Source organism: Streptomyces roseicoloratus (genome assembly GCF_004117935.1).
In the GTDB taxonomy this organism is placed as follows: domain Bacteria; phylum Actinomycetota; class Actinomycetes; order Streptomycetales; family Streptomycetaceae; genus Streptomyces; species Streptomyces roseicoloratus.
In genome coordinates, this window is record NZ_SDOY01000144.1 from 194,849 (window position 1) to 220,420 (window position 25,572).

27 protein-coding genes are annotated in these 25,572 nt (G+C 68.8%); 9 read left to right on the top strand and 18 right to left on the bottom strand.

Annotated elements, in window-relative coordinates; translation table 11 throughout:
• Nucleotides 1-149: 149 nt before the first annotated feature.
• Nucleotides 150-842: a zinc finger domain-containing protein gene (locus ESG85_RS24625; protein ID WP_128982832.1), complete on the bottom strand. Its 693-nt coding sequence runs from the start codon at nucleotides 840-842 to the stop codon at nucleotides 150-152.
• Nucleotides 843-848: 6 nt separating this feature from the next.
• On the bottom strand, nucleotides 849-1,727 hold the full coding sequence (locus tag ESG85_RS24630) for a helix-turn-helix domain-containing protein (RefSeq protein ID WP_128982834.1): 879 nt from the start codon (nucleotides 1,725-1,727) through the stop codon (nucleotides 849-851).
• Nucleotides 1,728-2,801: 1,074 nt separating this feature from the next.
• On the opposite strand from ESG85_RS24630, the gene ESG85_RS24635 reads away from it, so the two are divergent.
• Nucleotides 2,802-4,196, top strand: a complete 1,395-nt coding sequence (locus ESG85_RS24635; protein ID WP_128982836.1) for a helix-turn-helix transcriptional regulator — start codon at nucleotides 2,802-2,804, stop codon at nucleotides 4,194-4,196.
• A gap of 73 nt (nucleotides 4,197-4,269) precedes the next feature.
• On the opposite strand, the gene ESG85_RS24640 is transcribed toward ESG85_RS24635, so the two are convergent.
• From ESG85_RS24640 to ESG85_RS24705, 14 genes are all read right to left on the bottom strand, one after another.
• The gene (locus tag ESG85_RS24640; protein ID WP_128982838.1) at nucleotides 4,270-4,623 is read right to left on the bottom strand and encodes a MazG-like family protein; all 354 of its coding nucleotides are present in this window, start codon (nucleotides 4,621-4,623) and stop codon (nucleotides 4,270-4,272) included.
• 9 nt (nucleotides 4,624-4,632) lie between these two features.
• Entirely contained in the window at nucleotides 4,633-5,394 is a 762-nt protein-coding gene (locus ESG85_RS24645) for a 3-deoxy-manno-octulosonate cytidylyltransferase (RefSeq protein ID WP_128982840.1), read from the bottom strand.
• 20 nt (nucleotides 5,395-5,414) lie between these two features.
• A complete protein-coding gene (locus tag ESG85_RS24650) occupies nucleotides 5,415-6,416 on the bottom strand; it encodes an NAD-dependent epimerase/dehydratase family protein (RefSeq protein WP_246095260.1) in 1,002 nt (333 codons plus the stop codon).
• Nucleotides 6,417-6,445: 29 nt separating this feature from the next.
• Nucleotides 6,446-7,282 (bottom strand): phosphotransferase, encoded by an 837-nt coding sequence (locus ESG85_RS24655; RefSeq protein ID WP_128982842.1) that lies wholly within the window; start codon nucleotides 7,280-7,282, stop codon nucleotides 6,446-6,448.
• Complete coding sequence (locus tag ESG85_RS24660; RefSeq protein ID WP_128982844.1) at nucleotides 7,279-7,938, bottom strand: histidine phosphatase family protein; 660 nt, start codon at nucleotides 7,936-7,938, stop codon at nucleotides 7,279-7,281. Before ESG85_RS24660 ends, ESG85_RS24655 begins: the two co-directional genes overlap by 4 nt.
• The gene (locus ESG85_RS24665; protein ID WP_128982846.1) at nucleotides 7,935-8,699 is read right to left on the bottom strand and encodes a phosphotransferase; all 765 of its coding nucleotides are present in this window, start codon (nucleotides 8,697-8,699) and stop codon (nucleotides 7,935-7,937) included. The genes ESG85_RS24660 and ESG85_RS24665 overlap by 4 nt, the downstream gene beginning before the upstream one ends.
• Nucleotides 8,696-9,541, bottom strand: coding sequence for a class I SAM-dependent methyltransferase (locus tag ESG85_RS24670; protein WP_128982848.1), 846 nt, complete (start codon nucleotides 9,539-9,541; stop codon nucleotides 8,696-8,698). The genes ESG85_RS24665 and ESG85_RS24670 overlap by 4 nt, the downstream gene beginning before the upstream one ends.
• Before the next feature lie 31 nt (nucleotides 9,542-9,572).
• Nucleotides 9,573-10,085 (bottom strand): P-loop NTPase family protein, encoded by a 513-nt coding sequence (locus ESG85_RS24675; RefSeq protein ID WP_128982850.1) that lies wholly within the window; start codon nucleotides 10,083-10,085, stop codon nucleotides 9,573-9,575.
• A 96-nt stretch (nucleotides 10,086-10,181) separates the two neighbouring features.
• Entirely contained in the window at nucleotides 10,182-11,234 is a 1,053-nt protein-coding gene (locus ESG85_RS24680) for a glycosyltransferase family protein (protein WP_246095261.1), read from the bottom strand.
• Nucleotides 11,231-12,958 carry a carbamoyltransferase family protein gene (locus tag ESG85_RS24685; RefSeq protein WP_128982854.1) on the bottom strand — a complete coding sequence of 576 codons (1,728 nt, stop codon included), beginning with the start codon at nucleotides 12,956-12,958 and terminating at the stop codon, nucleotides 11,231-11,233. Before ESG85_RS24685 ends, ESG85_RS24680 begins: the two co-directional genes overlap by 4 nt.
• Nucleotides 12,958-13,914, bottom strand: coding sequence for a thymidylate synthase (locus ESG85_RS24690; RefSeq protein ID WP_128982856.1), 957 nt, complete (start codon nucleotides 13,912-13,914; stop codon nucleotides 12,958-12,960). The genes ESG85_RS24685 and ESG85_RS24690 overlap by 1 nt, the downstream gene beginning before the upstream one ends.
• Nucleotides 13,911-15,761 carry a hypothetical protein gene (locus ESG85_RS24695; protein WP_128982857.1) on the bottom strand — a complete coding sequence of 617 codons (1,851 nt, stop codon included), beginning with the start codon at nucleotides 15,759-15,761 and terminating at the stop codon, nucleotides 13,911-13,913. Before ESG85_RS24695 ends, ESG85_RS24690 begins: the two co-directional genes overlap by 4 nt.
• Nucleotides 15,758-16,399 carry an HAD family hydrolase gene (locus ESG85_RS24700; RefSeq protein WP_246095262.1) on the bottom strand — a complete coding sequence of 214 codons (642 nt, stop codon included), beginning with the start codon at nucleotides 16,397-16,399 and terminating at the stop codon, nucleotides 15,758-15,760. Before ESG85_RS24700 ends, ESG85_RS24695 begins: the two co-directional genes overlap by 4 nt.
• A gap of 103 nt (nucleotides 16,400-16,502) precedes the next feature.
• Nucleotides 16,503-16,991 (bottom strand): ATP-binding protein, encoded by a 489-nt coding sequence (locus tag ESG85_RS24705; RefSeq protein ID WP_128982861.1) that lies wholly within the window; start codon nucleotides 16,989-16,991, stop codon nucleotides 16,503-16,505.
• 342 nt (nucleotides 16,992-17,333) lie between these two features.
• Between ESG85_RS24705 and ESG85_RS24710 the strand changes: the two genes are divergently transcribed.
• Both ESG85_RS24710 and ESG85_RS24715 read left to right on the top strand, forming a co-directional pair.
• Complete coding sequence (locus tag ESG85_RS24710) at nucleotides 17,334-18,722, top strand: NsdA family TPR-like regulatory protein (protein ID WP_128982863.1); 1,389 nt, start codon at nucleotides 17,334-17,336, stop codon at nucleotides 18,720-18,722.
• 75 nt (nucleotides 18,723-18,797) lie between these two features.
• Nucleotides 18,798-19,283, top strand: a complete 486-nt coding sequence (locus ESG85_RS24715; protein ID WP_128982865.1) for a TrmO family methyltransferase domain-containing protein — start codon at nucleotides 18,798-18,800, stop codon at nucleotides 19,281-19,283.
• Between the two features lie 89 nt (nucleotides 19,284-19,372).
• Here the strand turns inward: ESG85_RS24715 and ESG85_RS24720 are convergent, their stop codons facing one another.
• Nucleotides 19,373-19,771: a hypothetical protein gene (locus ESG85_RS24720; protein ID WP_128982867.1), complete on the bottom strand. Its 399-nt coding sequence runs from the start codon at nucleotides 19,769-19,771 to the stop codon at nucleotides 19,373-19,375.
• Between the two features lie 147 nt (nucleotides 19,772-19,918).
• Between ESG85_RS24720 and ESG85_RS24725 the strand changes: the two genes are divergently transcribed.
• The 4 genes from ESG85_RS24725 to ESG85_RS24740 all read left to right on the top strand — a co-directional run bounded on the left by ESG85_RS24725 (nucleotide 19,919) and on the right by ESG85_RS24740 (nucleotide 23,228).
• Nucleotides 19,919-21,025, top strand: coding sequence for a helix-turn-helix domain-containing protein (locus ESG85_RS24725; protein WP_128982869.1), 1,107 nt, complete (start codon nucleotides 19,919-19,921; stop codon nucleotides 21,023-21,025).
• 16 nt (nucleotides 21,026-21,041) lie between these two features.
• Nucleotides 21,042-21,710, top strand: coding sequence for a YdcF family protein (locus tag ESG85_RS24730; protein ID WP_128982871.1), 669 nt, complete (start codon nucleotides 21,042-21,044; stop codon nucleotides 21,708-21,710).
• The gene (locus tag ESG85_RS24735; RefSeq protein ID WP_246095263.1) at nucleotides 21,652-22,308 is read left to right on the top strand and encodes a WbqC family protein; all 657 of its coding nucleotides are present in this window, start codon (nucleotides 21,652-21,654) and stop codon (nucleotides 22,306-22,308) included. Before ESG85_RS24730 ends, ESG85_RS24735 begins: the two co-directional genes overlap by 59 nt.
• Nucleotides 22,309-22,377: 69 nt before the next feature.
• A protein-coding gene (locus ESG85_RS24740) for an IS5 family transposase (protein WP_386480879.1) occupies nucleotides 22,378-23,228 on the top strand; the annotation gives its coding sequence in 2 pieces (ribosomal slippage) (nucleotides 22,378-22,717 and nucleotides 22,717-23,228; 852 coding nt in all).
• Between the two features lie 15 nt (nucleotides 23,229-23,243).
• On the opposite strand, the gene ESG85_RS24745 is transcribed toward ESG85_RS24740, so the two are convergent.
• On the bottom strand, nucleotides 23,244-24,314 hold the full coding sequence (locus ESG85_RS24745) for a hypothetical protein (RefSeq protein ID WP_128982873.1): 1,071 nt from the start codon (nucleotides 24,312-24,314) through the stop codon (nucleotides 23,244-23,246).
• A 41-nt stretch (nucleotides 24,315-24,355) separates the two neighbouring features.
• Between ESG85_RS24745 and ESG85_RS24750 the strand changes: the two genes are divergently transcribed.
• Nucleotides 24,356-24,655 (top strand): transposase, encoded by a 300-nt coding sequence (locus tag ESG85_RS24750; protein ID WP_128977975.1) that lies wholly within the window; start codon nucleotides 24,356-24,358, stop codon nucleotides 24,653-24,655.
• 2 nt (nucleotides 24,656-24,657) lie between these two features.
• The gene (locus tag ESG85_RS24755; protein WP_246094928.1) at nucleotides 24,658-25,539 is read left to right on the top strand and encodes an IS3 family transposase; all 882 of its coding nucleotides are present in this window, start codon (nucleotides 24,658-24,660) and stop codon (nucleotides 25,537-25,539) included.
• Nucleotides 25,540-25,572: the final 33 nt, after the last annotated feature.

A 25,572-nucleotide genomic window follows, 5' to 3' on the forward strand; every position in this document is an offset into this window, starting at 1 on the left:
TGGTGGCCGGACGCGGTATCGAGGGCGGCTACGGCGCAGGGAGGGGCCGGATCCGCCCGGGTCGGGTGGAGGTTGAGGCAGCGGGCATCACCCCGCCGGGTGCGTCGTAGGGCACCTGGTTCGGCGCGTAGGGTGCCGCCGGCGGGCGGCTAGGCCGCCATGGCCGGCTGCTGGGCTTTCGTGGTTGCGAGCTCGATTCGGCTGGGGTGCGGCGTGGCGCGCGGGGCGTTGCCGCGTGCGCCTCCGTCGGGGCCGACTCGCCGACTGCGGCAGTGCTCGCCCGCCTGGGCGTGGCACCAGCTGCACCGGACACTGAGGTAGTCCGGGTGGCCTTGGGCAATGGCCGCTTCACGTGCTGCGCGGGCGGGCCGGTAAGGGGCCAGCTCCGTGCGGACGGCCGGTGGGATGCACGAGCCGATTGCGCGAAGCCGGGTCTCCAGGTCGGGGTGGACTCGGCCGTTGGTGATCTGTTGGTGGGTCGAGGGCGCGGCGGTGCCGGTGGCAACGGCACGTCGGCGGTCTGCGAGTTCAGCCCGCCAGGCGGAGATGTTGTCCGGATCCGTGGCCGGCGTCGGATCGGTGTGCCGACCGAGGCGGTCGCGCCGGTGAGAGCGCCACTTGCGGGCGACATCGACCGGGAGGATCGGATACGGCGAGTCGAGGATGTGCGCCCTGATCGCAGCGCGGGCGTCCCACCCGTGCTCTGTGGCCAGGGGCACGTCCGCGAGCAGTTCGTGCCACTGCGCGATCTGATCGCGGGCCTCGCCGGTCTCGGTGCGGATGGTGCGGGGGTCGAGTCGGCCGATGTAGGCCAGGACTGCGGCGACTTCTCGTCGGTCCACGGGGTGCTACTCCGTTCCGGTCGGCTCTTCGAGGGCTGCGAGGAGAGCGGCGGTGTGAGCCTCCGCTCGGGTCATCCGGCCTGCTGGAGCGGGCCCGGCAGCGCTGCCGGGCAGCGCGTAGAGGTTCGGGCGAGCCGAACGTTCCCGGGCGACCCAGGCCCGCCAGTCGGCGGCCCAGACATCCGCCGAACGTCGTGACCAGGTGGCTCGGTGCGCTCGCCACTTCTCGTCGGCGGCCTGCAGGCCGTGCTCGCCGAGTCGGGCGAGGTGGCCCTCCTGGAGAGCCCAGGTGTGCGAGGCGGGGTCGATCTGCCACTCGCCGGCCGTGGTCGCGGCAGTAGAACTGCTGTTCCTACGGTTTACCTTCGGTTCACTACGGTTCTGGGGGTCGGAATCCGTTCCTTCCGGGGGCCGGAATCCGACCCGTCGGGGGGTCGGATTCCGGCGGGAGGGGTCGGAATCCCTACGTGCCGGGATCCGGGGTGAGGGGTCGGAATCGGTCCCGTTCCTGGGCCGGATTCCGTACCGTCGGAGGGCCGAGAGATGGAGGGGCCGCTCCGGGATCGCCTCGTCCGCAGGCGAAGCATCGGCCATGGGCTCGCCCTGAGACAGAGCCTTGGCTGCGAGAGGCAGGCGGTAGACGGTGCTCCGCTGCGGGCCTTCGAGGTCGACGAGCTCTTCCAGCTCGTCGCCGGCCAGGAGCCGGTCCAGAGCTTCGCGCACCGCAGTCCGCGAGGCGTTCGTACGCTTCACGAGGCTGGCCACGGAGGCGAAGGCGACGCACTGCTCGTCGGCGACCCGGTCGCTGATCGAGAGGAGGACCAGACGCGCGGTGCCCTTGCTCTCGCTGCTTTCCCACACCCACTCGCGGGCTTCTCCGCTCATCGATCGCTCCCGTGCGACGGGCGGGAGCAGGCCGGCAGACCGGCCAGGCGTCGGTTAGATCCAGGCCGTATGAGGCCCGGCGGGAAGGAGATGGCCGTGCAGGCCGGACCTTCGGGCCTTTCGCGCAGGGAAGAGGGCATGCCAGAATCTCCTTTGCAGTGTTGTCGCGCTGGCGTGCCCCGTCGGAAGGGACCAGCGTGGTGATGGTGGGCAATCTCCGCCCTTGCCGGGGCGGGTTTGCTCAGTGAGGCGTCCGGCGTCGGGGAGTTCCAGCTCCTGGACGCCGCCGCTGTTTGAGGACCTATGTGGTCCGGTTGTTGCTCACGCTGCTCCTTCTGCTCACTACTCCCGGTGCGGCCGCCGCGGGGACGACGAACATACGCAGGGGCCTCGTCAAGATCCAGACTTGGCTCAAGAACTCTCTACTATTCCCAAAGCGCTTGCCGGGATATACGGCCTGCAACGTGACGTGGGCTTGCGTCAGTGATGGAGCGGTAGGCATGTGGCCGGTGCCACATTTCCATCCGACCCCTGTGTTACGTGTCACGAACAGGCTGTTGAACTAGCTGGTCAGAAGGATTTAAGCCCTCCCGTCGCGCCTCCGTCAACGAGCCAGACCCAAGGGTGTGACGCGCGTAGAACAGGAGGCGTGAAGGGTTGCCGTTCCCCTTCGCGTGTCCAACTCCACTGATCCTGCTGGTGATGTGATGGGCCGTCTGGGATGGCGATGCGTCGCAGGAATCGGAAGTGAGGCGTCAGGTATGCCCCATGCGAAAAAGCGGCAATCTTTTTCCGGTTTCGAAACCGGAAATTATCTGCCGGTCGAATGCCCGATTCGCCGCGAAGGCGCACTCGTTGTGGTTTATTTATAAACAACCTCCACTTGTAAAAGTGGTGTCCGCCACAGAGGTTCGATCTTGGTCAAGAGGCCCGAAAACGATCACGTACTCTGGAGTAGGGAGATTGAGGGCGGGGTCGGCGCATATTGCGGCGGCCCCTTTTTGGTGCGCCTCGATCTAGGCAGTGTCGCCTTCTCGGACAAGTACACGTGTAGATGGAGAGGGGACAGCTCAGATGAGCACGAAGGGGAGCCGGTCCGGCGGCGACGGAAGCGAAAGCCAGGAGACCCCCCTCGGCGACGCGCAGGGAACACCGACCGCCGGCCAGGTGATGGGATTCGGTGGCCAGCTCCGCGCCTGGCGCAAGGCCGCCGGCCGACGGCGAGGGCGCGTCGTCACCCAGGAAGAGGTCGCCCGGGCGATCCTCAAGTCGGAGCGCTGGTACCGCGACCTGGAGCGAGGGGCCACCGCCCGCCGCTTGGACCGCGAGCAGTGCGACAACCTGGCTGACCTGCTGCAGCTCGACCGCGACGAGCATCACGCCCTGCTCCTGTACAACCAGCTCAACACCGCAGACCCGGACGCCGGCGGCGACTCCCGGGTGCGCAGCGCGCTGCGCCTGTTGGTGGACAAGCAGATGCCTGACCCCACCTACCTGTGCGACGCGAAGTGGAACATCCTCGCCTACAACCAAGCCATGGCTGAGTGGTGGCCCTGGGTGATGGAGCCGGGCGCGAACCTCATGCGCTGGGCTCTGACCAGCCAGGAGGCCCGTGTCCAGTACCACGACTGGCACCAGCACGTCGCTGCTTACGTACGCATGCTCAAGTACGCGCTCGCCGGGCACGGCGACGACCCGGAGCTGCTCGGGCTGATCGGCGACGTTTGTAAGGATGCTGACGTGGCGCGCATATGGGAGGGGGACGCCGGCCACTCCGTCAACCGGGACGGGCACGTGTTCAAGATGTCCCTGCCCGCGCTCGGTTGGGAGACCGTCGACGTTGTCTCCCACGTCCTCTACCCGGCGAGTCTGCCCGACTGCCGACTCGTTGTGATCACGTGGTGGAGCGACGAAGGAGACACCGAGACGGACCCCCTGGGCGGGGCGCGTAACGCTTGGGCCGAGAACGCGAATCCTGAGATGCCCACCTCGACGCCGGCGGAGTCCCTTGACGACGCCTCCAGGCGCCGGATCGCCAACTCGCTGACCAAGAGGCCGTCGGTCGTCACTGCGGCAGAGGCAGCTGCTCTCGCAGGCGACGACGGAGTCGACCTTCCGGTGCTGAGCGCCATGATCGGCCCCGACACACAGCTGACCCTCTCCCCGTCGACCCACTCCGTGATCTGGGCCGTCCGGGACGCCGACGGGCAGTGGGGGATCTCCGAGGTCGACGCCTACACCGTCATCGTGCGTGTGCCGCAAGCGGCCATCAACAAGGACGCCAGGAGGGAGATGATGCTGCTGACGCGCACCGTCCTCCCTGCCGAGCCGAAGGAAGCGGTCGACCGGATCCAGCAACTGGTGCCGCAGTTGAAGCAGCGCATCCAGCTGCTTGAGGCCATTCACCGGGACCTGTGGGAAGCCGACAACACCCTGCCGTACGTGTGGGATCCGACTGACGAGCTCTGACGGAGCCTTCCGGCTTGGTGCGTTTGGGTGTGGCGCACCAAGCCGCAAGTCGTCGGACAGGCAGCCGCTGAGGCTATGTGTCCTCAGCGGTTCCGATCGACGTGGGGAGGAAGTTCGCAGCCTTCTTCGCGAGTACGGCGGCGAAGTAGTCCGGGGCGTCGGCGGGGCGCATCCGTGCCAGGGCGACCATGCCGGTGATCACACAGTCGGCCACTTCCTCCTGCACGTGGTCCCAGGTGTGGCTGTGGCCCTTCCTGGGGTTCGTCGCTCGGGCGCCGATGACGGCCTGGGCGGCTTCGCCGACCTCCTCGGAGATCTTCAGGACCTGCAGGGTCCACTGCTCCTCCGGAGTCATGCCGCGTCCGGCGTCGAGCTGGGTGAAGAGCGCGGCAAGCGTGCGGATCGTGTTCCACGGGTCGTTGCTCATCAAGGTTCCTCATATGCGTAGGGACTGGAGGATGGCGCCGGCCCTCACGAGGTCCTCCGGCGTGTCGACCGCCACGCCGTCGTCCACGACGGCGAGCATCTGGACGGCGTGGCCGTGCTCGACGAAGCGCAACATCTCCACGCCTTCGGTTCGTTCCAGCGGCCCTTGCGGGAGATCGCGAAAGAGGCGGAGAGCCTCGCTCGTGAAGCCGTAGAGACCCAGCTGGCGGAGGTACGTCGGGCGGCCCGCTCGCGGGTAGGGGATCGCGTTCCGGGAGAACATCAGGGCGTTCCCGCCGGCACCGACGACGACCTTGACGACGTTGTGGTCGAGCACGGCGCCGGCACTGTCCAGCTCCGTGTACGCGTTCACCGCGAGGGTGCCAGGGGGCAGGTCGTCCAGTGCCTGGGAGACGGCGTCGATCGCGGCCGGGGCGATGAACGGCTCGTCGCCCTGGACGTTGATGTACGCATCGGCGGCGAGGTGTTCGGCGCACTCCGCGACGCGGTCGGTGCCGGTGAGGTGTTCTCCCGTGCGTAGGCACGCGATGCCCAGTTGGTGGCAGACCTCCTCGATGCGCTCGTCGTCCGTGGCGACCACCACACCGTCGAGGCGTTCGGCTTCCAGGCAGCGCTGGTGGACGTGCCAGAACAGGGGCTTGCCTTCGAGTTGGGCCAGGGGCTTACCCGGAAATCGGGAAGAGCCCCACCGGCAAGGGATGATGGCGATGCGGTGGCGTGCTGCGATCTGCTGCGCTGTGGTGGCGGCCACGGCGTTCTCCTTACGGCTGGTTATGCCGCCCGGCCGTACACGGCCGGCTCGGCGGCGAGGGCCTGCATGTGGGAGCGCATTCCGCTGTGGAGGTCGACTTGAGGCTGCCACCCCAGGACCTCGTGGGCGCGTCCGGGGTTGGCGCGGGTCGTGAGGACGTCGCCGCTCCGAGGCTTGTCCTGGTGCACCTCGATCTCGCGGCCCACGAGGCTTCGCGCGATGCCGATCACTTCGAGCAGTGAGGCGCTGGAGCCGCCGCCCACGTTGATCACGTCCTTCGCGTTCGACGTCGTGGCCGCCGCGATCGTGGCGGAGACCGCGTCGTCGATGTAGGTGAAGTCCCGGCGCTGGTGTCCGTCTCCGTACAGGCGCAGCGGCCGGCCGGTCAGGGCGGCCTTCAGGGCGCGGTGCGTGAACATGTCGGAGCGCTGCCGGGGACCGTAGACGGTGAAGTACCGCAGGGCGACGACGCTGGTGGCGCAGTGGGCCTGCGCGGCGTGCGCCAGGCAGAGCTGCTCCTCGGCGAGTTTGGTGACCGCGTAGGGCGACGCGGGCCGCGGCTGATCCGTCTCCACGCTCGCACCGCCGCTGGTGGGGCCGTACACGCTGGAGGATGAGGCGACCACCAGTCGCGGAACGCCGATCCGGGTGGCGGCCTCCATCACGCGCTGGGTGGCGAGGATGTTGGAGGCGACGTACTCGCCGAACTGCGGTCCCCACGACGGGCGTACGCCGGGGATCCCGGCCAGGTGGAAGACCACGTCCGCGTCGATCAGGAGCGGGTCGATGGCGCAGTTCAGCAGGTCGGCGGTGATGTGGACGTATCCGGGGAGCCTGTGTAGCGGGGCGAGGTTGGCCGCGGCCGTGGGGTCGACGGCCGGGTTCCGGCGGTCGACGCCGATGACGACGGTCCCGGCCTGGGCCAGGGTGTGGGCGAGGTGGGAGCCGATGAAGCCGGCGGCGCCGGTCACCACCGCTCTCCGCGGGAAGGCGGCGGTGACGTGGGGCAGGTGCTGTGACACAGAGGTCTCCAGAGTGAAGGGAGGGGATGTCAGGTCAGCCGGGCCAGGACGGTGCGGCCGTGGGTGCTGAGGGTGAGGTCGTCCTGCTCGTGTCCGCGTACCAGGGAGGTGACCGCCTCGATGGCACCGAAGGACTCCAGCAGGCGCTGCTCGGTATCGGTCAGCGGCGTGCCGTAACCGGCGAAGAACGCCATCCGGAGCTGGGGCGCCGCTTGCCATCGGCGGAACTCGAGCCGCGCGAAGTCGCGGATACGGGCATCACGACGCATGTGCTCGAAGTCGCAGAGCCCGAAGGAGGCGCCGACGAGCCAGTTCCGGGGCTGGTAGTCGAGGTGACACACCGCACTGTCCATGAGTGTGTTCGCCAGGACGTCCCCACTGCGACGCAGGCGGTGGTGCTCGGCCATGGAGATGAGGCCGGCCCGGTCCGCCCGGTCGATCCACGAACCGAGACGCTGTGCCAGCTCCGCACCGATCGCACCAGTACGCGGGATCACGGTGGTGTGATGGAGAGTCCCCAGCGCTCGGCCGGCTTCGTAGTGCGCCTGCTCTTCCTCGGGTGATCCCGGGGCCAGCGAGTCCGCGCTCGCACCGGGGAGGGCCGTGAGCAACAGCGTGCACGTCGCGTCCCGGCGAGCGACCAACCTGGGAGCATGGCCGTTCAGGTAGGTCACCCACTCGCCGTAGGAGTGGACCTCCCGCAAGTAGCGCTCCCGCTCGCCGTGGTGCTTGGCGAAGAACTCTCGTCCGCGGCTGTCCGCCAGGCGTAGGAGGCGGGGTGGGAGCTTGGGGTCGGCGAGTACTCGGACAGCTCCGACCGTCTCGCGGGCCAGTTCGATGCGCGGGTCGTCGAAGGCCGCGATCACGAGTCGGTCTCCGCTGCGGTCAGAGTCGTCAGGTGCTCGGTGTCGTTGTGCCCGTCGAGCATCCACCGCTGCTGCCCCAGCCGGTTGAGATGGCGCTGCCACCGCGTGATGGAGCCGTGGGACACGGCGAACCCCGCCGGCGAACCGATCGGAACTCCCAGGAGCAGGGTGTTCGCGGCAATCACCGTCTCACCGTGGGCCGCGAACAGGACACGGTCGCCCTCATGCCGATCGAGGAGTTGCTGGAGGAAGCCCCCGGCGCGCTCCAGATAGCCGTTCCAGGTGTCGGATCCCTCGGCCCACGGTCTGTCGGGGTGGGCATGAGGCCCGCCGTCGGCGGCGTTCTTCACGTCCCTCCAGGGCAGACCGTCGGCGGCGCCGTGCACCGGACCGTCGAGGCGCTCGTCCACGAGCATCGGGATCTGGAGGGCCTGGCTGATGATCTCGGCGGTCTGACGCAGGCGGATGCGCGGGCCGGCGTAGAGCGCGTCGAAGGGCTTCTCCCGGTGTTCGGCGACGAGCCGTAACGCGACCTGCTCGGCCTGTGCATAGCCGAGGTTGGTCAGTCCGGTGCACGTGCGCGGCCCTCCGACCACGCCGTCGATGTTGCACTGGGCCTCGCCGTGGCGGACGAAGACGAGTTCGGTCGTGATCATGCGGAACCTCGGGGTCGTTGATGGCCGGGCAGCCAGCCGTGGCGGTAGCCGTTGCGCCCGCCGTACGGGGCTGTCAGGACGGCGTGCAGCGTGACGAAGTCGTCGAGCCGTTCACGGCCCGTGGTGCCGAGTCGGACGTCATGGCATGCGGCGGCTCGGTTGTAAGCCGCCAGCGCTTCGACGACGGCACCCTCGGGCAGCGGTCCGTACGTCGCGATCAATGTCACGATCAGCTTGGCCAGGTCGTACGCCAGTGGGGCGAGGGTGAGGTCGTCGGTGTCGACCGTGTAGACGGCGCCGGTCTCCTTGATGAGGAAGTTCCGGGGGTTGCAGTCCTTGTAGAAGGCGGTGGGCCCCTCGGCGGTCTTCTCCAGCAGAGTGAGCATCGTGTGCAGGGCGATCTTGTCCGGCACGTACCCCTGCTCCAGCCGCCGCCGCAGGGCTGCCTGCCGGGGACCCAGGTAGTCGCCGAACGCGGTGCCGTCCTGGAAGCGGTGTGGCGTAGTCAGTGGGGCCGACCTGAGGTCGCTGGTCCAGGCGGCACCATGAGCATTGCCCAGCAGTTCCGCCAGGAGCGGCAGATCCTCCGGCCGGGCCGGCCGGCCCTCGACGCGTTCGAACGTCACGCTGGTCGGCCCGACACCTGTCACGGCCGGCTGTCGGAGAGGAGTCGCGTGCTCGGCGATCCAGACATGGTGGCGGACGGCGGCGGTGACCCGTGCGGGAGTCTCGTAGTACTTGGTGAAACGGCCGGCCGTCATGATCGGCCTCCCTTGGACCGAGCCACGACGTACGTGACGACGGACCGTGTGGTCAGCTGCTGATCAGGTAGGACGTCCCGCAGGGCTGTTGCCAGCGCACCCGGGTTGCCGTACAGGCCGGGAGGCAGGTGGTACTTCGGGTTGGTGGCCAGGTACTCGGCCACGTGGTCGTGGCCGTCGAAGGTGAAGCGGTGCTCCTCGTCTTCTGCGTGCAGCACGTCGAGCGACGGGGCGGCCAGGTCGGCGAGGTTGCCGCTGTGCGCCGAGACGTAGAGGCTCTCGTGCCCGGTGGCCCCCAGGTCGAGACCGGCGGCGGCAACCAGCTCGTCCATCTCCCGGTAGCTGTCAAGGTCCTTCGTGACGAGCACGGCCAGGCCCTCGGGGAGGAGAACCCGGTCGAGCTCCGCGATCACCGTCGCCGGGTGCGTCGAGTGGTACAGACAGAACGCGGCGACGGCGAGATCGCACGAGCTGGCCGGCAGGGGGACCTGGTGAAAGTCGCCCCGGAGAAAGCTCAGGTGGAGGCCGGCCATGTGACGGGCGCGCCGGCGAGCCTGCTCGATCAGGGCTGAGGCGGCGTCGAGCCCGATGACGTGCCGCGGCCGGAGCTGCTCGGCGAGGGCCATGCTGCTTGTGCCGCGACCACAGCCGACGTCCAGCACCAGACCCAGACGATCCGGCCGCTCGTGGTGCGCTCGTACCAATCGGACGATCGCGTCGGGTACGGGCCGACCGGCGGTCTTGGCCCGCAGCAGGGCGTTGGATCGCCCGGCCAGCCGGGAGGCGTGGCCGTATAGCTCCGCCTGGCGGCTGGGGTCCAGGAAGGGGTTGGTGATGCTCATGCCGCACCCTCCCCTCGGGGGTGCGGTGTGCTCAGCGGTGCTCGGCGGCGACCTTCCGCAGCCAGCGCCGCGTCTGACCTCGACTGGTCAGCAGCACCACTTCGGCCCGGCCGGAGGCGAACTCCTCGATCTTGGACATGACGCGCGGGCGCATCTTGCGGCGGTACGTCGCCACGTACTTGATCACGCCCCAGTTGATGCGGTTGTGCACCCCGTTGCCCTTGTGCCCGGCCCCGTGTCGGATCTGCCGGGAGAAGATCCCGTACAGCGCCGCCACGGTCGACACGTCCATCAGGACCACGGTGTCGCACGCGTCGAGTCGGATCTGCAGCGTCGAGTTGTAGTTCCCGTCGATCACCCACCTCGGCTGCGCGACCAGCTCCCGCTGCAGGTTGGCGAACTTGTCCAAGGGCAGCGCGTTCCACTCGTCGTCGTAGAACGCGGCGTCCAGGTGCGTCACCGGGGCGTCGAGAATCCTGCCCAGCTCGCGCGCCAGGAACGACTTGCCGCTGCCTCCGCAGCCGACGATGGCGACCTTCTTCATGGTGCTCCAGCGTAGAGTCGATCGGATGCCCGGCTGGACCGCCCGGCGGGACACGTTCGGATGATCCAGGCGTCACGGCCTGGGGGGTCAGCTGCATCAGGCCGCTCCCCGCTCCACCGCGACGGGGCCGACGGCCGTCGCCAGGACAGCCTCCAGAGCATCGACCTGCCTGCTCATCCGGAACAGGTCCAAGCGGTTCAGGCATGCCGCAATCAGGTCCGCGTGCTCCTGGGTGCCGGCGATCCGCTGGAGGTAGGACAGCCGCTCGATCGCCTCACGGCCCGACCTGACAATCAGGTCCGCGGGCACGAACCGATCGACGTGCAGGATGTCGGCCGGGGCGAGCGGGAGGCAGCCGGCGAGCACCGCCTCGAAGATGCGCTGCGTCATCTGCCCGACCGTGGCGTACCGCTCGGGCAGCATGAGGACGGTGGCCAGGGATCGGCTGTAGACGCCGTAAGCAGCCTCGTAGGGGATCCTGCCGAGGAAGCGGACGTGCGGCCAGCGGCTCGTCCTCGTCCACTTGCCGGCGACCAGGTGGTCGAAGCACGCGGCAGCGGGGGAGAAGAAGCGGTCGAAGGGCTCGTCCCGGTCGTACTGGTTGCCGACGTACCCGAGCACGATGTCCCGGCGCTTCGAGGCCAACTCGGCCGGATCCGCCTGGTCCAGGAGGCGGTCCTCGACCGGGAAGAGCAGACGGTGGGCGCCCGGCGTCGGTTCGAGGGCCGCTTCGCACACCGCAGTGCGCGGGGAACGCCGCCACATGCTTTCGGGCCGGAGCTTGCGATCCTTGTCCCAGATCACGGTCGGTGTCCCGCGCCGCACGGTGTACCGCATGATCAGCTCGGCTTGGCGATGCAGGTCGCAGGTGTGGTCCTCGGCGTCGCAGGCGGTGGTGTTGCGGCCGTCGACGGCCCAGCGCCATTCCAGGAACAGGGCGTCGATGTCCGGCCTGCCGGAGTCGAAGGCGTAGGTGCCGCGGAGGTCGTCGCCGGCTTCGAGCAGGTCGCGGTTGGCCTGCAGGAAGACGATCTCGTGCCCGCGGGCGAGGAGGGCGTCGATCAGAGGGCGGCGGTGGCTGCGGCCCCCGTCCGGTGTGTCGGTGATCCCGTTGCCGAGGAAGCCCCAGAAGCTGTATCCGATTTTCACTTGGTGATCCACCGCCCTTCGAGCAGGAGGGCGTCCAGCCCGGAGTTGGCCAGGCAGTCCAGGGCCATGGCCGGCGTCCCGCAGATCGGCTTGCCCTTGACGTTGAGTGAAGTGTTGATCAGCACGGGCACCCCGGTGCGGCGGGCGAAGGCGCTCAGCACCTCGTGCATGAACGCGTTCTGCGACCGTGTGACGGTTTGGAGGCGCGAGGTGCCATTGGCGTGGACGATGGCTGACACGTGCTCACGCGCCTTGTCGGTCACGCCGGACGCCATCGACATGTAGGGCGCCTCCTGGCCCAGGGTGAAGAACTCGCTGGCGCGCTCGGCTAGGACCATGGGGGCGAAGGGGCGGAACGGCTCCCGGAACTTCACGGTGGCGTTCAGCCGCTCCACGACCCCGGGCTCCAGCGGAGAAGCGAGGATCGAGCGGTTCCCCAGCGCGCGGGGCCCGGCCTCGACTTGGCCCTGGAAGAGCCCGACGATCATGCCGTGGGCGAGCTGGTCGGCGAGGAACTCGGCGGTCTCGACGCCCAGCGACTTCTGCTGGAGCCCTGGCCACGGCGTGAGGTCGAGGGCCTGGTACTGGTAAGACGGGCCGAGGTAGCAGGCCCGGGCGACACCGGACACCGGCCGTCGGCTCCGGCTGTCGGTGTGTACGGCGATGGCGGACCCGATCGCGGTCCCGGCGTCGCCGGGGGCCGGCGGGACGAAGACCTCGTCGAAGATGTCGGCTTCGATGATCCGGCCGATGCTCACGCAGTTCGTGGCGACTCCGCCGCCGACGCACAGACGGCGCGAGCCGGTGATCATCCGTGCCCGGCGGGCCAAGTGCAGCATCACCTGCTCGGTGCGCTCCTGGAGGGCCGCAGCCAGGTCCCGGTGGACGTCCAGGAGCGGCTCGCTCGGGTGCCGTTCGGTGCAGGTCTCGTCAACGAAGCGGCGAGACGTCCTCGGGTAGCCGGACGTCAGCACTCGCGGGGGGAAGTAGGCCGGGTCCAGGAAGAAGCCGGTCGGCGTGGTGCGGACGGCCGACGCGAAGAGGTGCCGGAATCGCTCGGGGTCGCCGAGGGCGGCGAGAGCCATCACGGTGCCCTCCTCGTCGCCGCGGCGCCACCCCAGATGCTCGGTGACCGCGCCGTACACGTACCCCAGGGAGGCGGGATCGTTGATCGCTTCCAGGGTGCGGGTGGAGGGGCGGAGCGCGTCGTGCCCGCGGGCGATGGTCGTGGTCTGCCGCTCGCCGAGGCTGTCCACGACGAGGACGGCGGACTCGTCCCACCCGGACGCGGCGAAGGCCGCCAGCTGGTGGGCTCGGTGATGCAGGACGGGCGAGACGCGGGCGGTGGGGAACCGCCGGCCGAGGGCGCGCGTGCGCAGCTGCGTGCGCACGGCCACCTTGGCGAAGCCGCGAGCCCGCGGAAGCGCGCGGTCGCGTGTCGTCGCGGACAGTGCCAGGCGCAGCGCTGCCGGGGACTCGGCGAGGTAGCGGGCGGGCTGGAAGTTGTACGCGATGGCGTCCACGTCGGCGGCGGAAAGCCCGGCGTCGCTCAGCAGCCACTCGACGGCGTGGCGCGGGTACTCCTTGGTGTGCTTCTGCTGCGAGAGCCGCTCCTCCTCGATGAACCCGATCAGTTTCCCGTCCACCAGGAGGGCGGCGGAGGAGTCGTGGGTGTACGAGCACAGTCCGAGGATCACCGAGGGCACACGGGTGACGGCGGCCATCACCTCGTCCCCGCCTTCTCGCGCGCGGGGGAGGTCCCGGTCCGGCTGCTCAACTCGCCGTACCAAGCGGCCAGCGCCTGACCGAGAGGTCCCTCGATCTTGTCGGCCAGCCGTCCCGCGTCGTCACGTCGGCCGTCCTTCCAGAGCCGATAACTGCGCAGCGTCTCGGCCATCGTGTCCCAGCCCGGATGGCCGGTCACGTCCCGGGCCCGGACCTGGTCGAGGAGGCCGTCGAAACCGTCCCACGGCGTGGTCAGGTCCGGCATCATCGCGCTCGCGGTGACCGAGGCCAGCTCGTCGGCCTGGTCGAGGTGGTTCTCGTAGATGTGCAGGGAGCCGACGTGGTGGTGGAACTCGCCCAGCTCGGCGCCGAGCCAGCCGGCCACCAGCTCGTGCAGCGTGGTGTAGAAGAACAGGTCGTACGGCATGCCGATCCACACGTCCTGGCCCCGCATCGTGGTCGACATGTGCAGGCGGCCGGCGCGCAGGTAGAAGCGGAAGCCGAGCGTGCAGGGCACGTCCTTGTGACCTGCGGCGTCCTGGGCCGGGTCGTAGAGCTGGATTAGGGCCCGGCGGGAGTCGGGGTCCTCTTTGAGTATCTCGACCACGCGGCGCAGCTGGTCCACCGTGCCCGCCCACTTCCGCATCCGCGGCCCGTACGCGCCGCGCAGGACACCGTCGTCGGCGTACTGCCGAAGGCGCGAGTTGTAGTCGAAGATCCACGGGGCGTCCGAACCGGAGAGGTGCCAGACGGTCTCCGCCACCGCGAACGCGGGATTGATGACGCGCGCCGGAGGCGCGTACAGCAGGCGGGCCCGCGGCCGCGTCAGGCACATGTGGACGTCGAGCACCTCGCGGGTCGCCATGCCACGCGGGCTGATGCGCTCGCCGGACGTGGCCAAGGCGACGGCACCAACGAAGAGCTCGGCGACGCTGTCGGCGGTCAGGTGTGTCATCGGACAGGAACTCCTTCGCCCTGCGGCACACCGGAATCGGTGCCGTGGGCCTCGTCGGGTACGGGAATGTGGCGCACGGGATGGCCGGCGCGGCGCAGGACGAGCTGCGCGACCTGCGCAGCGCTGTCGCCGCGCCACCGGCACACCCCGTCCTTCGCCGTCTGGGCGGCCGGATGGTGCGGACCCTGCAGTTCGGAGAGCGCGTCGGCGACGTCGTCGGCGCTGCTGCAGCGCCGCGCGAGACCGTGCTCCGCGAGTCCGAGCCTGTGTTCTCCGGGCGAGCCGATTTCGAGGACCGGCACATCGAGCAGGGCTGCCTCGATGCCACACGTCGAATAGGCGCTCACCACGGCGTCGGCGCCGGCGAGACAGCCCCGTGCGCCGACCCTTGGATCGGCCACGGCCACGAGAGGCTTGCCGTCCCGCTGGAGGAGAGAGGCGAAGACGTCGATGCTCTGCGCGGGATGCGGGGCGATGACGAGCCCCCAATCGCCATCGGCCCTCCAGAGGCCGTCCAGGAGAAGGTCTGCTTGGGCCGCGAGTCGATCGGGTCCGAATGGCTGGCAGGCCCACACCGCGATGTGGGTGGGGCTCTTGCACGTGCCAGGAGCCAGCAGGTTCTCCAGATAGCGCCGTTGAGTCTCGCTGGCCAGTCCGGCGAGCGCATCGAAGCGGGGCTGGCCCAGGACGTGGACCTCAGCTTTCGGATGGCGCGCCCAGGCTTTCGCGAGGGAGACGTCCCGCTTGCCCATGACGACGATGTCGCGGCTGTGCACTGCCGGCCACGCGACCGACTCCGCAGTCCACGCGCCGTGCTGGACGTGGACCGTGTTGATGCCGTGGCGGCCTGCGGTGTGCACGGCGACCGCGCCCAGGGGGCTGGTGTCGTTGCTGACCAGAACAGTGTGGGGCCGGACCCTGGAGAGCACTCCGTCCAGCCACGTCTCCGTTCGGATGACCGACCGCCATGACGGCTGGGTGCATCCCCCGCTCGTCTCCAGGACTACCGACACGAGCCGCACCAGTCGCGCCAGGCGAACGCTGTGCTCCTCCACCTGGACGACGTGATCGTCGTCCGGCAGGCGGAGGCGGTCCACGTTGCCGGAGACGTTGAGGAGTGCGGCCGGGGGCGAGCAGAGGCTCACGCCCTCGGCTTCGGGGACCGGGCATCGGTCCGCCGGATCGGTGGCCAGGTCGATCACGAGACTCGTCCGGCCGGTGCGTGCCAGCTCGTCGAGAACGGGCAGCAGGGTGCCCACGTGCCGGGAGGACCACGACAACGCGACGACGTCGCTCTGCGGAAGCTCCGACGGAGGTGGGCTCGGCATCGCGGTGGCCAAAGAGACAGGGGGAAGGCCGCGTAACTGCGCTGAACGCAGCGGGTTGTACGGCGCCGCAGCTCCCAGTACGTACGCGACGCCGGACCATGTGACGGTGTAGGCCCGGTACTCCCGGGAGCTGCTCGACCGCAATCCGACGAAACCCTCGTACGGTGCCAGCCCCAGCGGTCCCGGAGCCTTCGCGAAGGGCTCCCAGGTGTTGACAGCCAGCAGTTTGCGCACGAGCTGTGTCACCAGGCGTCGCGTCGGGACATGCTGTGCGTACAACCACCCGGCACCGCCCGGTGTACTCGCGAGGTCGGCGCCGTACGCCTCGAGCTCCTTCATCACGTGGTCGACCATCGCCTCCACGCGGTGCGCGTCGAGCGGCAGGGTCTCCAGATCACCCGTGGTGATCCCGTCGGCCCGCATGCTTGCGAGGGCACCTTCGCCGACCAGCGCCCACAGCGGCTGGCCACGGAACTCGGTACGGACGATGCCGAGAGCACTACCTCCCGGAGTCTTCACAGCAGGCTCCCTTCGAGGAACGGAGCTCTGTGGACGGCGGTTTCGAGGAACCGCAGAAGGTCCGCCGGGGATTCGGCGATCTCGGGGGTGGGGGCGCTCGGACGGCCGTAGCCCCAGCCCGCGTGCACGAACGCGACACCGGCGCGGTGGGCCGCTTCCTGGTCGACCGCCATGTCGCCCACGTACGTCGCGTCGGCCGGGTCGGCACCGAGGTCGATCAGAGCGAGCAGGATCGGATCCGGCGCAGGCTTGCCGCGCCCGACCCCGTTCGGCGTCCGCACGGTGGCGAACGGGACGCCGAGCCGGGCCAGCAGAGGGGCCGCGCGGTCCAAGGGCTTGGAAGTGACGATCCCGAGCAGCCAGCCCGCGGCGGCGAAGGCGTGGAGGACCTCCGCGACGCCCTCGAACTGCCGGGTGAGGTGAGACGCAGCCGTGGACGCATCCGCGTACGTCCGGTGAATCAGTTCGGCGTCCCCGATTCCGAGCCGCTCCATGATGTCGGCGAAGGGTCTGCCCAGATGGTGCTCGTACGCCTCGAACGGCACGTCGAGGCCGTGAGTCTCCCGGACACGGAGCCAGGCGCACTCCATGACGGGGCGCGTGTCGACGAGCACACCGTCCAGGTCGAGCAGCAGCACGCGCGGTGCTCCGGAGCCGGTGTTCGACCACCTCCAGCTGGCGTGAGGTGAGGTCGGGGGCGTAGGCCGTGATGGCATGACGAAGATCTCCAGGGGAGTGGGGTCAGTGAGGGACGGTGGCCTTGTGGCGCCGCACGAAGGCGATCACTCGCTTACCGCTGCCGTCTTCCTTGGGACAGGCGGTCCAGGCGGCGGCCGTCGCGGCGACCAGGAACAGGCCGCGGCCACTGGTCGCGTAGAGGGAGGTAATCCTCGGGGCCGGGGGCTCCGGGGAGTTGTCCTCCACCTCGATTCCCACGACGTCGGCCTGGACGGCAAGGGTCAGCGTGATCTCATCGGCCAGCTCGCCCTCCACACCCGGTCGCACCTCGGCGTTCTCTGCCGGAGCTCGACCGTGGCGCTCGGCGTTGGTGGTGAGCTCGCTGACGATCAGCACGGCGTCGTCCATAAGGTCCTCAACCCCCCACGCCCTCAGCGTCTGGCGGGTGAACGATCGGGCCCTGCCCGGTGCCCGATCGTTGGCGACCAGGGTCAAACTCTGCTGATGCTCGGGGGCGTTGATGACGCTTCCGAGGCTCTCGATGGGCTCCATGCTCGCCTTCTCACAGCTCGTGCCGGAGTCCCTGAAGGACTCGACCGGCGGTGGTGTCGGAGGTGTCGAAATGGCGGAAGTTCTCGACGAGCACGGGAGCCGCAGGAGGTGGCCGGCGCTCGGTCCCTCGGATGCAGAGGAGCGGGATCCGAGGCTGCCCGGAGCCGTCCGGACATCGGCACGCGTCGAGTGGCTGGGAATCACCGGTTTCCTCTCGGGCAGCGGTAGTTGGTGGTTTCGTTGACACCGAGCGAACCGTGAATCCCATGCAGGCGGTATCTCCGGACGGCGCCGGAGACCGTCAAACCCGTCAAAGATCGTTTTGGTGAACCGAGGTAGACGATGGCGCGCGAGCGGAACGTGAAGCTGGCCGACGCGATCGCGGAAACGGGCTGGTCGCAGCCCAAGATCGCGGCCGCCTTCGTGAGGGTGGCGGCCGAGGTCGGAGCGCAGGAACTCCTCGGAACGAGCCGTTCGCACATTGCTATGTGGGTGGCAGGGACGCACCCTTCGGGCAGAGCGCCCGCTATCTTGTGCGAGGCGTTGTCCCGACGACTTCAACGCCCCGTCACGCCGACCGAGATCGGACTCTCGACGCCCGGCGATAGAGCGGCACAGGCATCCGAATGGCACGTGGATACGCTGAGCGCGCTGGTGGACCTTGGGAGGAGCGACGTGGACCTGGAACGCCGCCAATTGCTCGCAGGCGCTGCCTACTCCGTAGGCGGGCTGGCCCTGCCCGGGCAGCAATGGTGGGACGAGGCCCCTCAGCGGGCGAGGTCTCGCCACAGCGCCACGGGTCGCAGAGTCGGGCTCGCCGAGGTCGGCAACGTCCGTGAGATGACGGAGTTCTTCTCCCGGCGAGACCAGCGACACGGAGGGATGGACGGCCGTACGGCTCTTCACCAGTACCTCGTGGACGACGTTGCGAGGTACGTCGGCGGGGGCTTCACCAGCGAGGAGACGCGTCGCGACCTCCTCGCCGCCGCCTCCGAGGCGGTGTACGTCGCTGGCTGGATGAGCTTCGACGCCTCCTACCACGAGGCCGCGCGACGCTACTTCAGCCTGGCGCTCAAACTGGCGGCCGAAGCTGACGACGCCCCGCTGGCGGGACACATCCTGAGGGCGATGGCGCACCAGGCGACCGACCTCGGACACCCGCAGGCGGCCGTGGACCTCGCCACCGCTTCCGTGGAGCGCAAGCGGTACACCCTGGCAACGCCCCGCGAGCGGGCTCTGCTCTGCGTGGTGCAGGCGCGAAGCCTGGCCGCGAACGGGCAGAGGCAGGAAGCGATCGCCGCGCTCCTCCGGGCTGAGGACGATCTCGCTGCTGCGGCACCCGGTGACGGAGACCCGCACCGGGTCTGGTTCTTCCAGCGAGCCTCCTTGGCCCACGAGACCGCCCGCACGCTGTGGACGCTGGGCGACCTCGAAGGGGCGCTCAGGGAGTTCGACAACAGTGTCCTGACCAGGAAGGCGGACACCTTCAGCAGAACCCACGCCGTGACGCTGGGGTACATGGGAACTGTCCAGGCCAGAAGGGGCAATGTCGAAGCCGCCTGCACCACGTGGGCACAGGCTCTGGACGTCATGGAAGGGGTTCAGTCGGGTCGGGCCCGCGACGCCGTCGTGAACATGCGCCGAGTGCTCTCCCCCTTCCGTCACCGTGGAATCAGCGCCGTGATGGAGATCGACGAGCGCGCCAAGGCCGTACTCGAACGAGTAGCCTGACGGCGTCATCGCGGCGAACCGAGGCTTCGTACGAGTGCCCGAATCGCCCTGCTGCGAGCCGAGAAGAGGGAGTCCGTGTCCACAGAGTCCATCGAGGTTCCGGTGATCGCCGACGTGGTCGGAGGTCACACAGGGAAACTCGACGACTTCAAGGGGGGAGTGGAGTCGATCATCCGGCTCCGCCCGGAGTTCCCGGTGGAGACGCTGCAGGGGATCGAGGAGTTCTCGCATCTCCAGGTCACCTGGTTCTTCAATCTGGGCTCGCCCGAGGACGTTGCACTGCACGCGCGCAGCCCACGCGACAATCCGGCGTGGCCGGCGACAGGCACCTTCGTGCACCACAATCACCGGCGCCCGGCGAGGCTCGGCGTCTCGTTTCCCCGGCTGCTCCGCGTGGATGGACGGGACCTGCACGTCACCGATCTGGACGCGGACGAGGGCACGCTCGTGATCGACCTGGTGGCGGTCTTCAAGGAGTTCCTCCCGCGCGGCACCGTCACGCAGCCTTCGTGGCCCGGCGAGATGTTGGCGGACTACTGGCGGGACGCCGGCGAACGCTGACGAAGCACCGGAGCCTGGTCGGATGCTTGCTGCGACCAGCCAGGTCTTCATGGCGGTCGGTGCCGGCACGAGCTGGTTCTGGGTGCCATTCACGACGTGGCACCCCCTGTGGCAGGTGCCGGCGCTGAACCACTCGTCGCTGTGGACTGAGCGCCCCGGACGAGGAGGATCTGCGCTCCCGCGGCGGCGAGTCGACTCCGACGGTCAGCCGCTATGTTTCTGGGCCCCAGGTGGGACGGCGCGGGGATCACGATGCCGTACGGTCGCGTGACCACGAGGGCGTCGAGCATTCCGACGAAGGCCGAGGACGTCGAAGAACAACGTTCCATGTACACAGCGGCCAGCGTCAGTTCGTGCCGGCGGCAGTAGTCGCTGATCGTCGTCGCCAGTGCCTTCTGTCGGCGGGCGGGTACTCCTACGAGCCGGAGGAATCCGAACACGAGCGGCCCCGTGACGTTCCGCTGCTCCGTGAGGAGTTCCATGATCATGACCGTCCATCGGGCTCGGGTGAAGTGACACTCCGAGCCTGGCCGTGACGCGGCGATCGGGGAATCCACGCCCGTCCCACTTCTGTCCCACAACTGCCCCTCCTGCTGTGGCCCCCGTGCTTCGATGGCAACGGAAGGGAGAGGCATGTGGCGACCGTTCACGAATGGACCGGACTGGAGGCACTTGCCCTCCGCAAGGCCCTCCGGCTGAGCGTGCGCGGCTACGCCGAGCATCTGGGCGTTGCGGTCAACACGATCAGCAACTGGGAGAAGCACCGGGCGACGCGCCGCCCCAACACGGAGAGCCAGGCCATCCTCGACACCGCCCTCGCCCAGGCGGATGCCACGACTCATGTCCGATTCGAGACGGAGCTCGCAAAACTCGGCGAGGCAGGCGACCCCGCCGCGAGCGTCGCGCGAGTCACCATTCCCCGCCCGAGGGCATGGGAGTACGAGTCGTGGTCCGAGGACATCGAGCGCACCGTCGTCGCTCTGTCACACCAGAACTTCGCCTTCGCCACGGACCTGCTTCACCGGTGGACGTCTCGCTACAGCACGTCAGACTTGGATGAACGCGGCTTGTACCTCCTGGCCCGGGCTACTGCGCTCCAGGGCGATCTGAAAAGGGACCAAGGCGCCGTCGTCGGGCCGCTCTCAGCCCAGCGCTCGTATGCCGGTGCCCGCTCGCTCTACACACAGCTGCAGATTCCGCGCAGGGTCGCGCAGCTCGACCTCTCGCTCGCGGTGATCACCGAGATGGCCGGCGATCTGGAGCCTGCGGCCCGTCAGTATGAGGACCTCTCCGGCGACGAACGCCTCGCTGCTCGCGACCGGGCCCGTGCCCGACTGTGGGTGGGTACGGCGCTGAGCAAGGACGGGCACCACGACTACGCGGCCCGCGTGATGGAAATGGCGATCCGCGAGTTCGAAGACCTCTCCGAGCAGGAGGATTGGTCGGTCGCCCAGCAGAAGCTCGCACTCGCCCACCGTGGGTCCGGCAACCTCGACGCCGCGCTGCGCCTCATCGACGTCGCCCGCAGCACGGGCGTGACGGAATCCCCCATGCAGCGGGTACGTCTGGACACCGCGTACGGCCACATCCTGCTCTCCGACCCGGCCACCCTGGATGATGGGTTATACGTCCTCGATGACGCCGCCAAGCAGGCGGCCCAGTACGGGCTCACCCACCAGCTACGCAGCATCATGGACATCCGGAGGACGGCCGACGGGGCATCCAGCCCCACACGACGGTGATCAGGGAGACGAGCGAGTGACCGACAACCAGCCGGCCATCAACGAAGAGCAGATCCACAACGCCAAGCTGGTCTGGGACTTCCACCAGATGCGACACGACGTCCGCCCCGTCGACGTCGCGATCGGCCTGGGCAGCCATGACCTCGGCGTCGCCGGCTTCACAGCGGAGCTCTACCGCGCCGGCCTCTTTCCCACCGTGGTGTTCACCGGCGGCAACAGCCCCACCACCGCCAAGGTCTTCCCCCGCGGAGAAGCCGTCCACTTCCGCGAGCACGCCCTGACGCTCGGGGTCCCGGACAGCGCGATCCTTGTGGAGCCGAACGCCGGCAACACCGGCCAGAACATCGACTTCTCCCGGACGCTGCTTGCCTCCGCCGACCTCCACCCGAAGTCCGTGCTGCTCGTCTCCAAGCCGTACATGGAGCGCCGCTCCCACGCCACGGCCCGCAAGGTCTGGCCCGAGGTCGAGGTGACCTGCGCCTCGGAGCCCATGGAATTCGACGACTACCTCAAGAGCATCGGTGACGAAAAGCTCGTCATCGACATGCTCGTTGGCGACCTCCAACGCATCATCGAGTACCCGACGCTCGGTTTCGCGATCGAGCAGCATGTCCCGGAGGACGTACATGCCGCGTACGAGTCCCTCGTCCACGCCGGCTTCACCAGCCGACTCATCGGCGCCTGACGAGCCTCCGCCGGGCGGCTTGTGCGAGATTCACCAGCCCAACTTCTTCCCCCGGCTGAGCACCCTCGCCAAAATCTTCGCGGCGGACTACTGGATCGCCCTGGACGACCTCCAGTTCGCCCGCCGCGACTACCAACACCGTGCCCGCCTGGGCAGCACGTCCGATCCCGTGCGGCACCAGTGGCTCTCGATCCCCACGCACCTTCCGCGCGGTCGGTCGACCTTGGTGGGGGAAGCAGTGCTGGTCGACCCGGAACGGTCTCGCCGGCGGGTCATGCTCATGCTGGCGCAGCACTACGGTGACTGCCCCGACTGGCCGCTCTTCCGCCACGAGCTGGAGTCCGTCCTTCTCCAGTTCAGGCGGGCCGGCAGGACGGTCGATGTAGCCGAAGAGTCCACACGGATCCTCCTCCCTTGGGTGGAAGCGCCGCGTTCTGCACAGCAGCCGGCACCCCGCTCGGCCGGACCGATCACAGCGTCTCGCCGATCTCACCGCCACCACTGGCGGGGGCGGCTACCTCTGTGGCTCTGGCGGCATGCAACCGAACAGCTTCGAGGCGTCGCATCCCGCCGCACAGTGACCACGGGCTCTGTCTAGAGCACGGGCGTACCTGGTTCAGCAGGAGTGGCAGCTAGGCAGTTTCGTTGGGATCTTCTGCTCGTTGGTCTGGGTGTGTCGTTGACTGACGCGCAGTGGGCGCGGATTGAGCCGTTGCTGCCGGACCGGACGCCGAAGCGCGGTGGCCGGTGGCGTGATCACCGTGAGGTGATCGACGCGATCGCGTTCAAGTTCCGGACCGGTTCGCAATGGGTGCACCTGCCGGAGAGGTACGGCAACTGGCGGGGCGTCTACAACCGGCTGCGGATGTGGGCTCTCGACGGCACGTGGGAGCGGGTGTTCACCGCTCTCATGGCCCAGGCGGACACCGACGAGGACCTCGACTGGGCCGTGTCGGTGGACTCCACGATCGTTCGTGCGCACCAGCACGCGGCCGGGGCCCGCAAAAAGGGGCCCCGGCCGGCGAGCCCGGCGACCACGCCATCGGACGCTCCCGCGGCGGGCTGACCACGAAGATCCACCTCGCCGCGGACGGCCGGTGCCGGCCGCTGGCCTTCGTGCTGACCGCGGGCCAGGCGGGCGATGCTCCCGCCTTCACCGCGGTGATGGCTCGCCTGCGCGTCCCCCGACCGCGCGGACGGCCTCGCACCAGGCCCGACGTGGTCCTGGCCGACAAGGCGTACTCCTCGCGTGCGATCCGCGACCACCTGCGCGCACGCGGTATCCGCACAGTGATTCCGATTCCGGCCGACCAGCGCGCGAACCGGCTGCGGCGCGGCAGCCTCGGCGGCAGGCCGCCCGCCTTCGACCGCGAGGCATACAAGAAGCGCAACACCGTCGAGCGGTGCATAAACCGCCTCAAGCAGTGGCGCGGCATCGCCACCCGCTATGAGAAGACCGCCACCATCTACCTCGCCGGACTCCACATCGCAGGCATCTTCCTCTGGTCCGCCCGCTGATCCAAACGAGATTGCCTAGCGGTACATCGCGTAGAGGCTGCCGTTGTGGGAGGTGACGCCGGGTTCGCCTTCCATCGCGCCGACGTCGGCGTTCGGCATGCGGACCCAAGGGCTGTTGCGGTTGGGGGTGTTCAGGGCGTGGATGTGCCCCGCGTTGCCGCGGGCGACGAGCCAGACCTTGCCTTTGTGGGTGGCCAGGGTGGGGCCTTCCGGCGTGTTCCAGCCCGACGGCGGGTGCACGTAGTCACAGACGATGCCGAGCATCTCGGCGACCGTGTTGACTCCGTCGTGCTCGCGAAAGGCAAACCAGTTCCTGTCGCCGTGGGTGGTCATGGACGCCCTGTGGGCGGTCTCGTGGGCGGCTGGCCACGGGTAGAGCTGGTTCCAGGTTTGCCCGTCGGAGGAGTAGGCGATCTGCCCCCCTCTCCAGGAGCTCTGCCAGTTGTACGTGTAGTACGTGGCGTAGATGTAGTCGTCCTTCGCGGACATCGACGCGGCCCGGTCGGACTTGGCCGTCCCGGCGAGGCGGGTGGTGGTGCTCCACGCCGTCCCGCTTCCGGCCCAGGTGCTCAGAAGTACGTCGCCGTTCAGCGCGATGACCGTCGCGTACAGCCTGCCCTTGAAGGCGACCAGGCCCGGCACGAAGTCGCTGGACCAGGAGTTCACGCGCTGGGGTGGAGACCACGCGCCGTTGGTCATGCTGCTCCACATCACCGCGCGGTCGCCCGGGCGGACGTACATGCAGTGGAGTTTGCCGCCGAAGGAGACCAGGGACGCGGGTGAGGCGCTTCTCCAGCCCAGGGACACCGGGGCGCTCCAAGCGGTCGCGCCGTCGTCGACGGTGAGGTACTTCAGGGCTCCGGTGGGGAACACCGGTCGCTCGCCGGCGTACTTCACCCGCAGGGTGTGGCGTCCGTCGCCGTTGAAGTCCCAGTCGAAGTCCCGTTTGTTGTACATGGTCACCAGCGCGTTGCGGTCGAAGAAGAACGTGCGCTGGCAGGACAGGTCGTCGTCGTTGCGGAACGCCTCGTTCAGATCCACGATGATCCGGAACGCGTAGTGAAGCTTCCCCTTGATCGTGGACACCTGGAGACTGGGATCTGAGGTTCCAGAGGAAGTAGCACCAGGTGGGAAGCAAGTACACGAAGCGGTACACCGAGGAGTTCAAGCGGGACGCGATCGCGCTCGTCGACTCCTCGGGCAAGACGGTCACCGCCGTCGCCCGGGAACTCGGCATCAGCTCCGAGTCCCTGCGCGGCTGGTACCGCCGGGCCAAGGCCGACCAGGGCGAGGGCGTCCCGGGCGAGCTGACCAGCGCGGAGCGTGAGGAACTCAAGCGGCTGCGGCGGGAGAACCGCGAACAGCAGCAGACGATCGAGATCCTGAAAAAAGCGACGGCCTTCTTCGTGAAGGAGAGCGACCGGTGACCATGTTGTACCGGTTGATCCATGCGGAGAAGGCGAACTACCCGATCGTGCTGTTGTGCCGGGTGCTGCACGTGACCCGCTCCTCCTACTACGCCTGGCGCGAGGGCGAGGCCGCCCGCCGAGAGCGCCAGGCCACCGACGACGCGCTCGCCCACGAGATCACCGTGCTCCACATCGCCTCCCGTCGCACCTACGGCGTCCCGCGCATCCACGCCGAGCTGCGGCGTCTGGGGCGGCGGGTGAACCGCAAGCGCATCGCCCGCGTCATGCGCGAGCGCGACATCCGCGGCGTCACCCGCCGCAAGCACCGCTCACTGACCCGGCCGGACAAGAAGGCGAAGCCGGCCCCGGACCTGATCGGCCGCGACTTCCACGCCGCGCGTCCCGGGATCAAGCTGGTCGGCGACATCACCTACCTGCCGACGGCCGAGGGCTGGCTCTACCTCGCCTGCTGGCTGGACCTGGCCACCCGCGAGGTCGTCGGCTACGCCATGGCCGACCACCACCGCGCCGAGCTCGTCGTCGACGCCCTCGACATGGCCTACGGCCGAGGCGGCCTGGAGCCGGGATGCGTGATCCACAGCGATCGCGGCAGCGAGTACACATCGACGCAATTCAGAGATCGAATACGGGAGTTGGGGCTGCGACAGAGCTGCGGACGCACCGGATCATGTTTCGACAACGCCGCGGCGGAGAGTTTCTGGGCCCTGCTCAAGGAAGAGATCGGAACCCGGACCTGGCCCGACCGGGCCACCGCCCGCGCCGAGGTCTTCACCTTCATCGAGACCTTCTACAACCGCCGCCGCCTACGCAAGCACAAGATCTTCGGCTACCTCACCCCGGCCGAGACCAGACAGCGGCACCAACACGCCCTCGCGGCATAACGAACGAGTGTCCGAGATCACGGGGAAACTTCA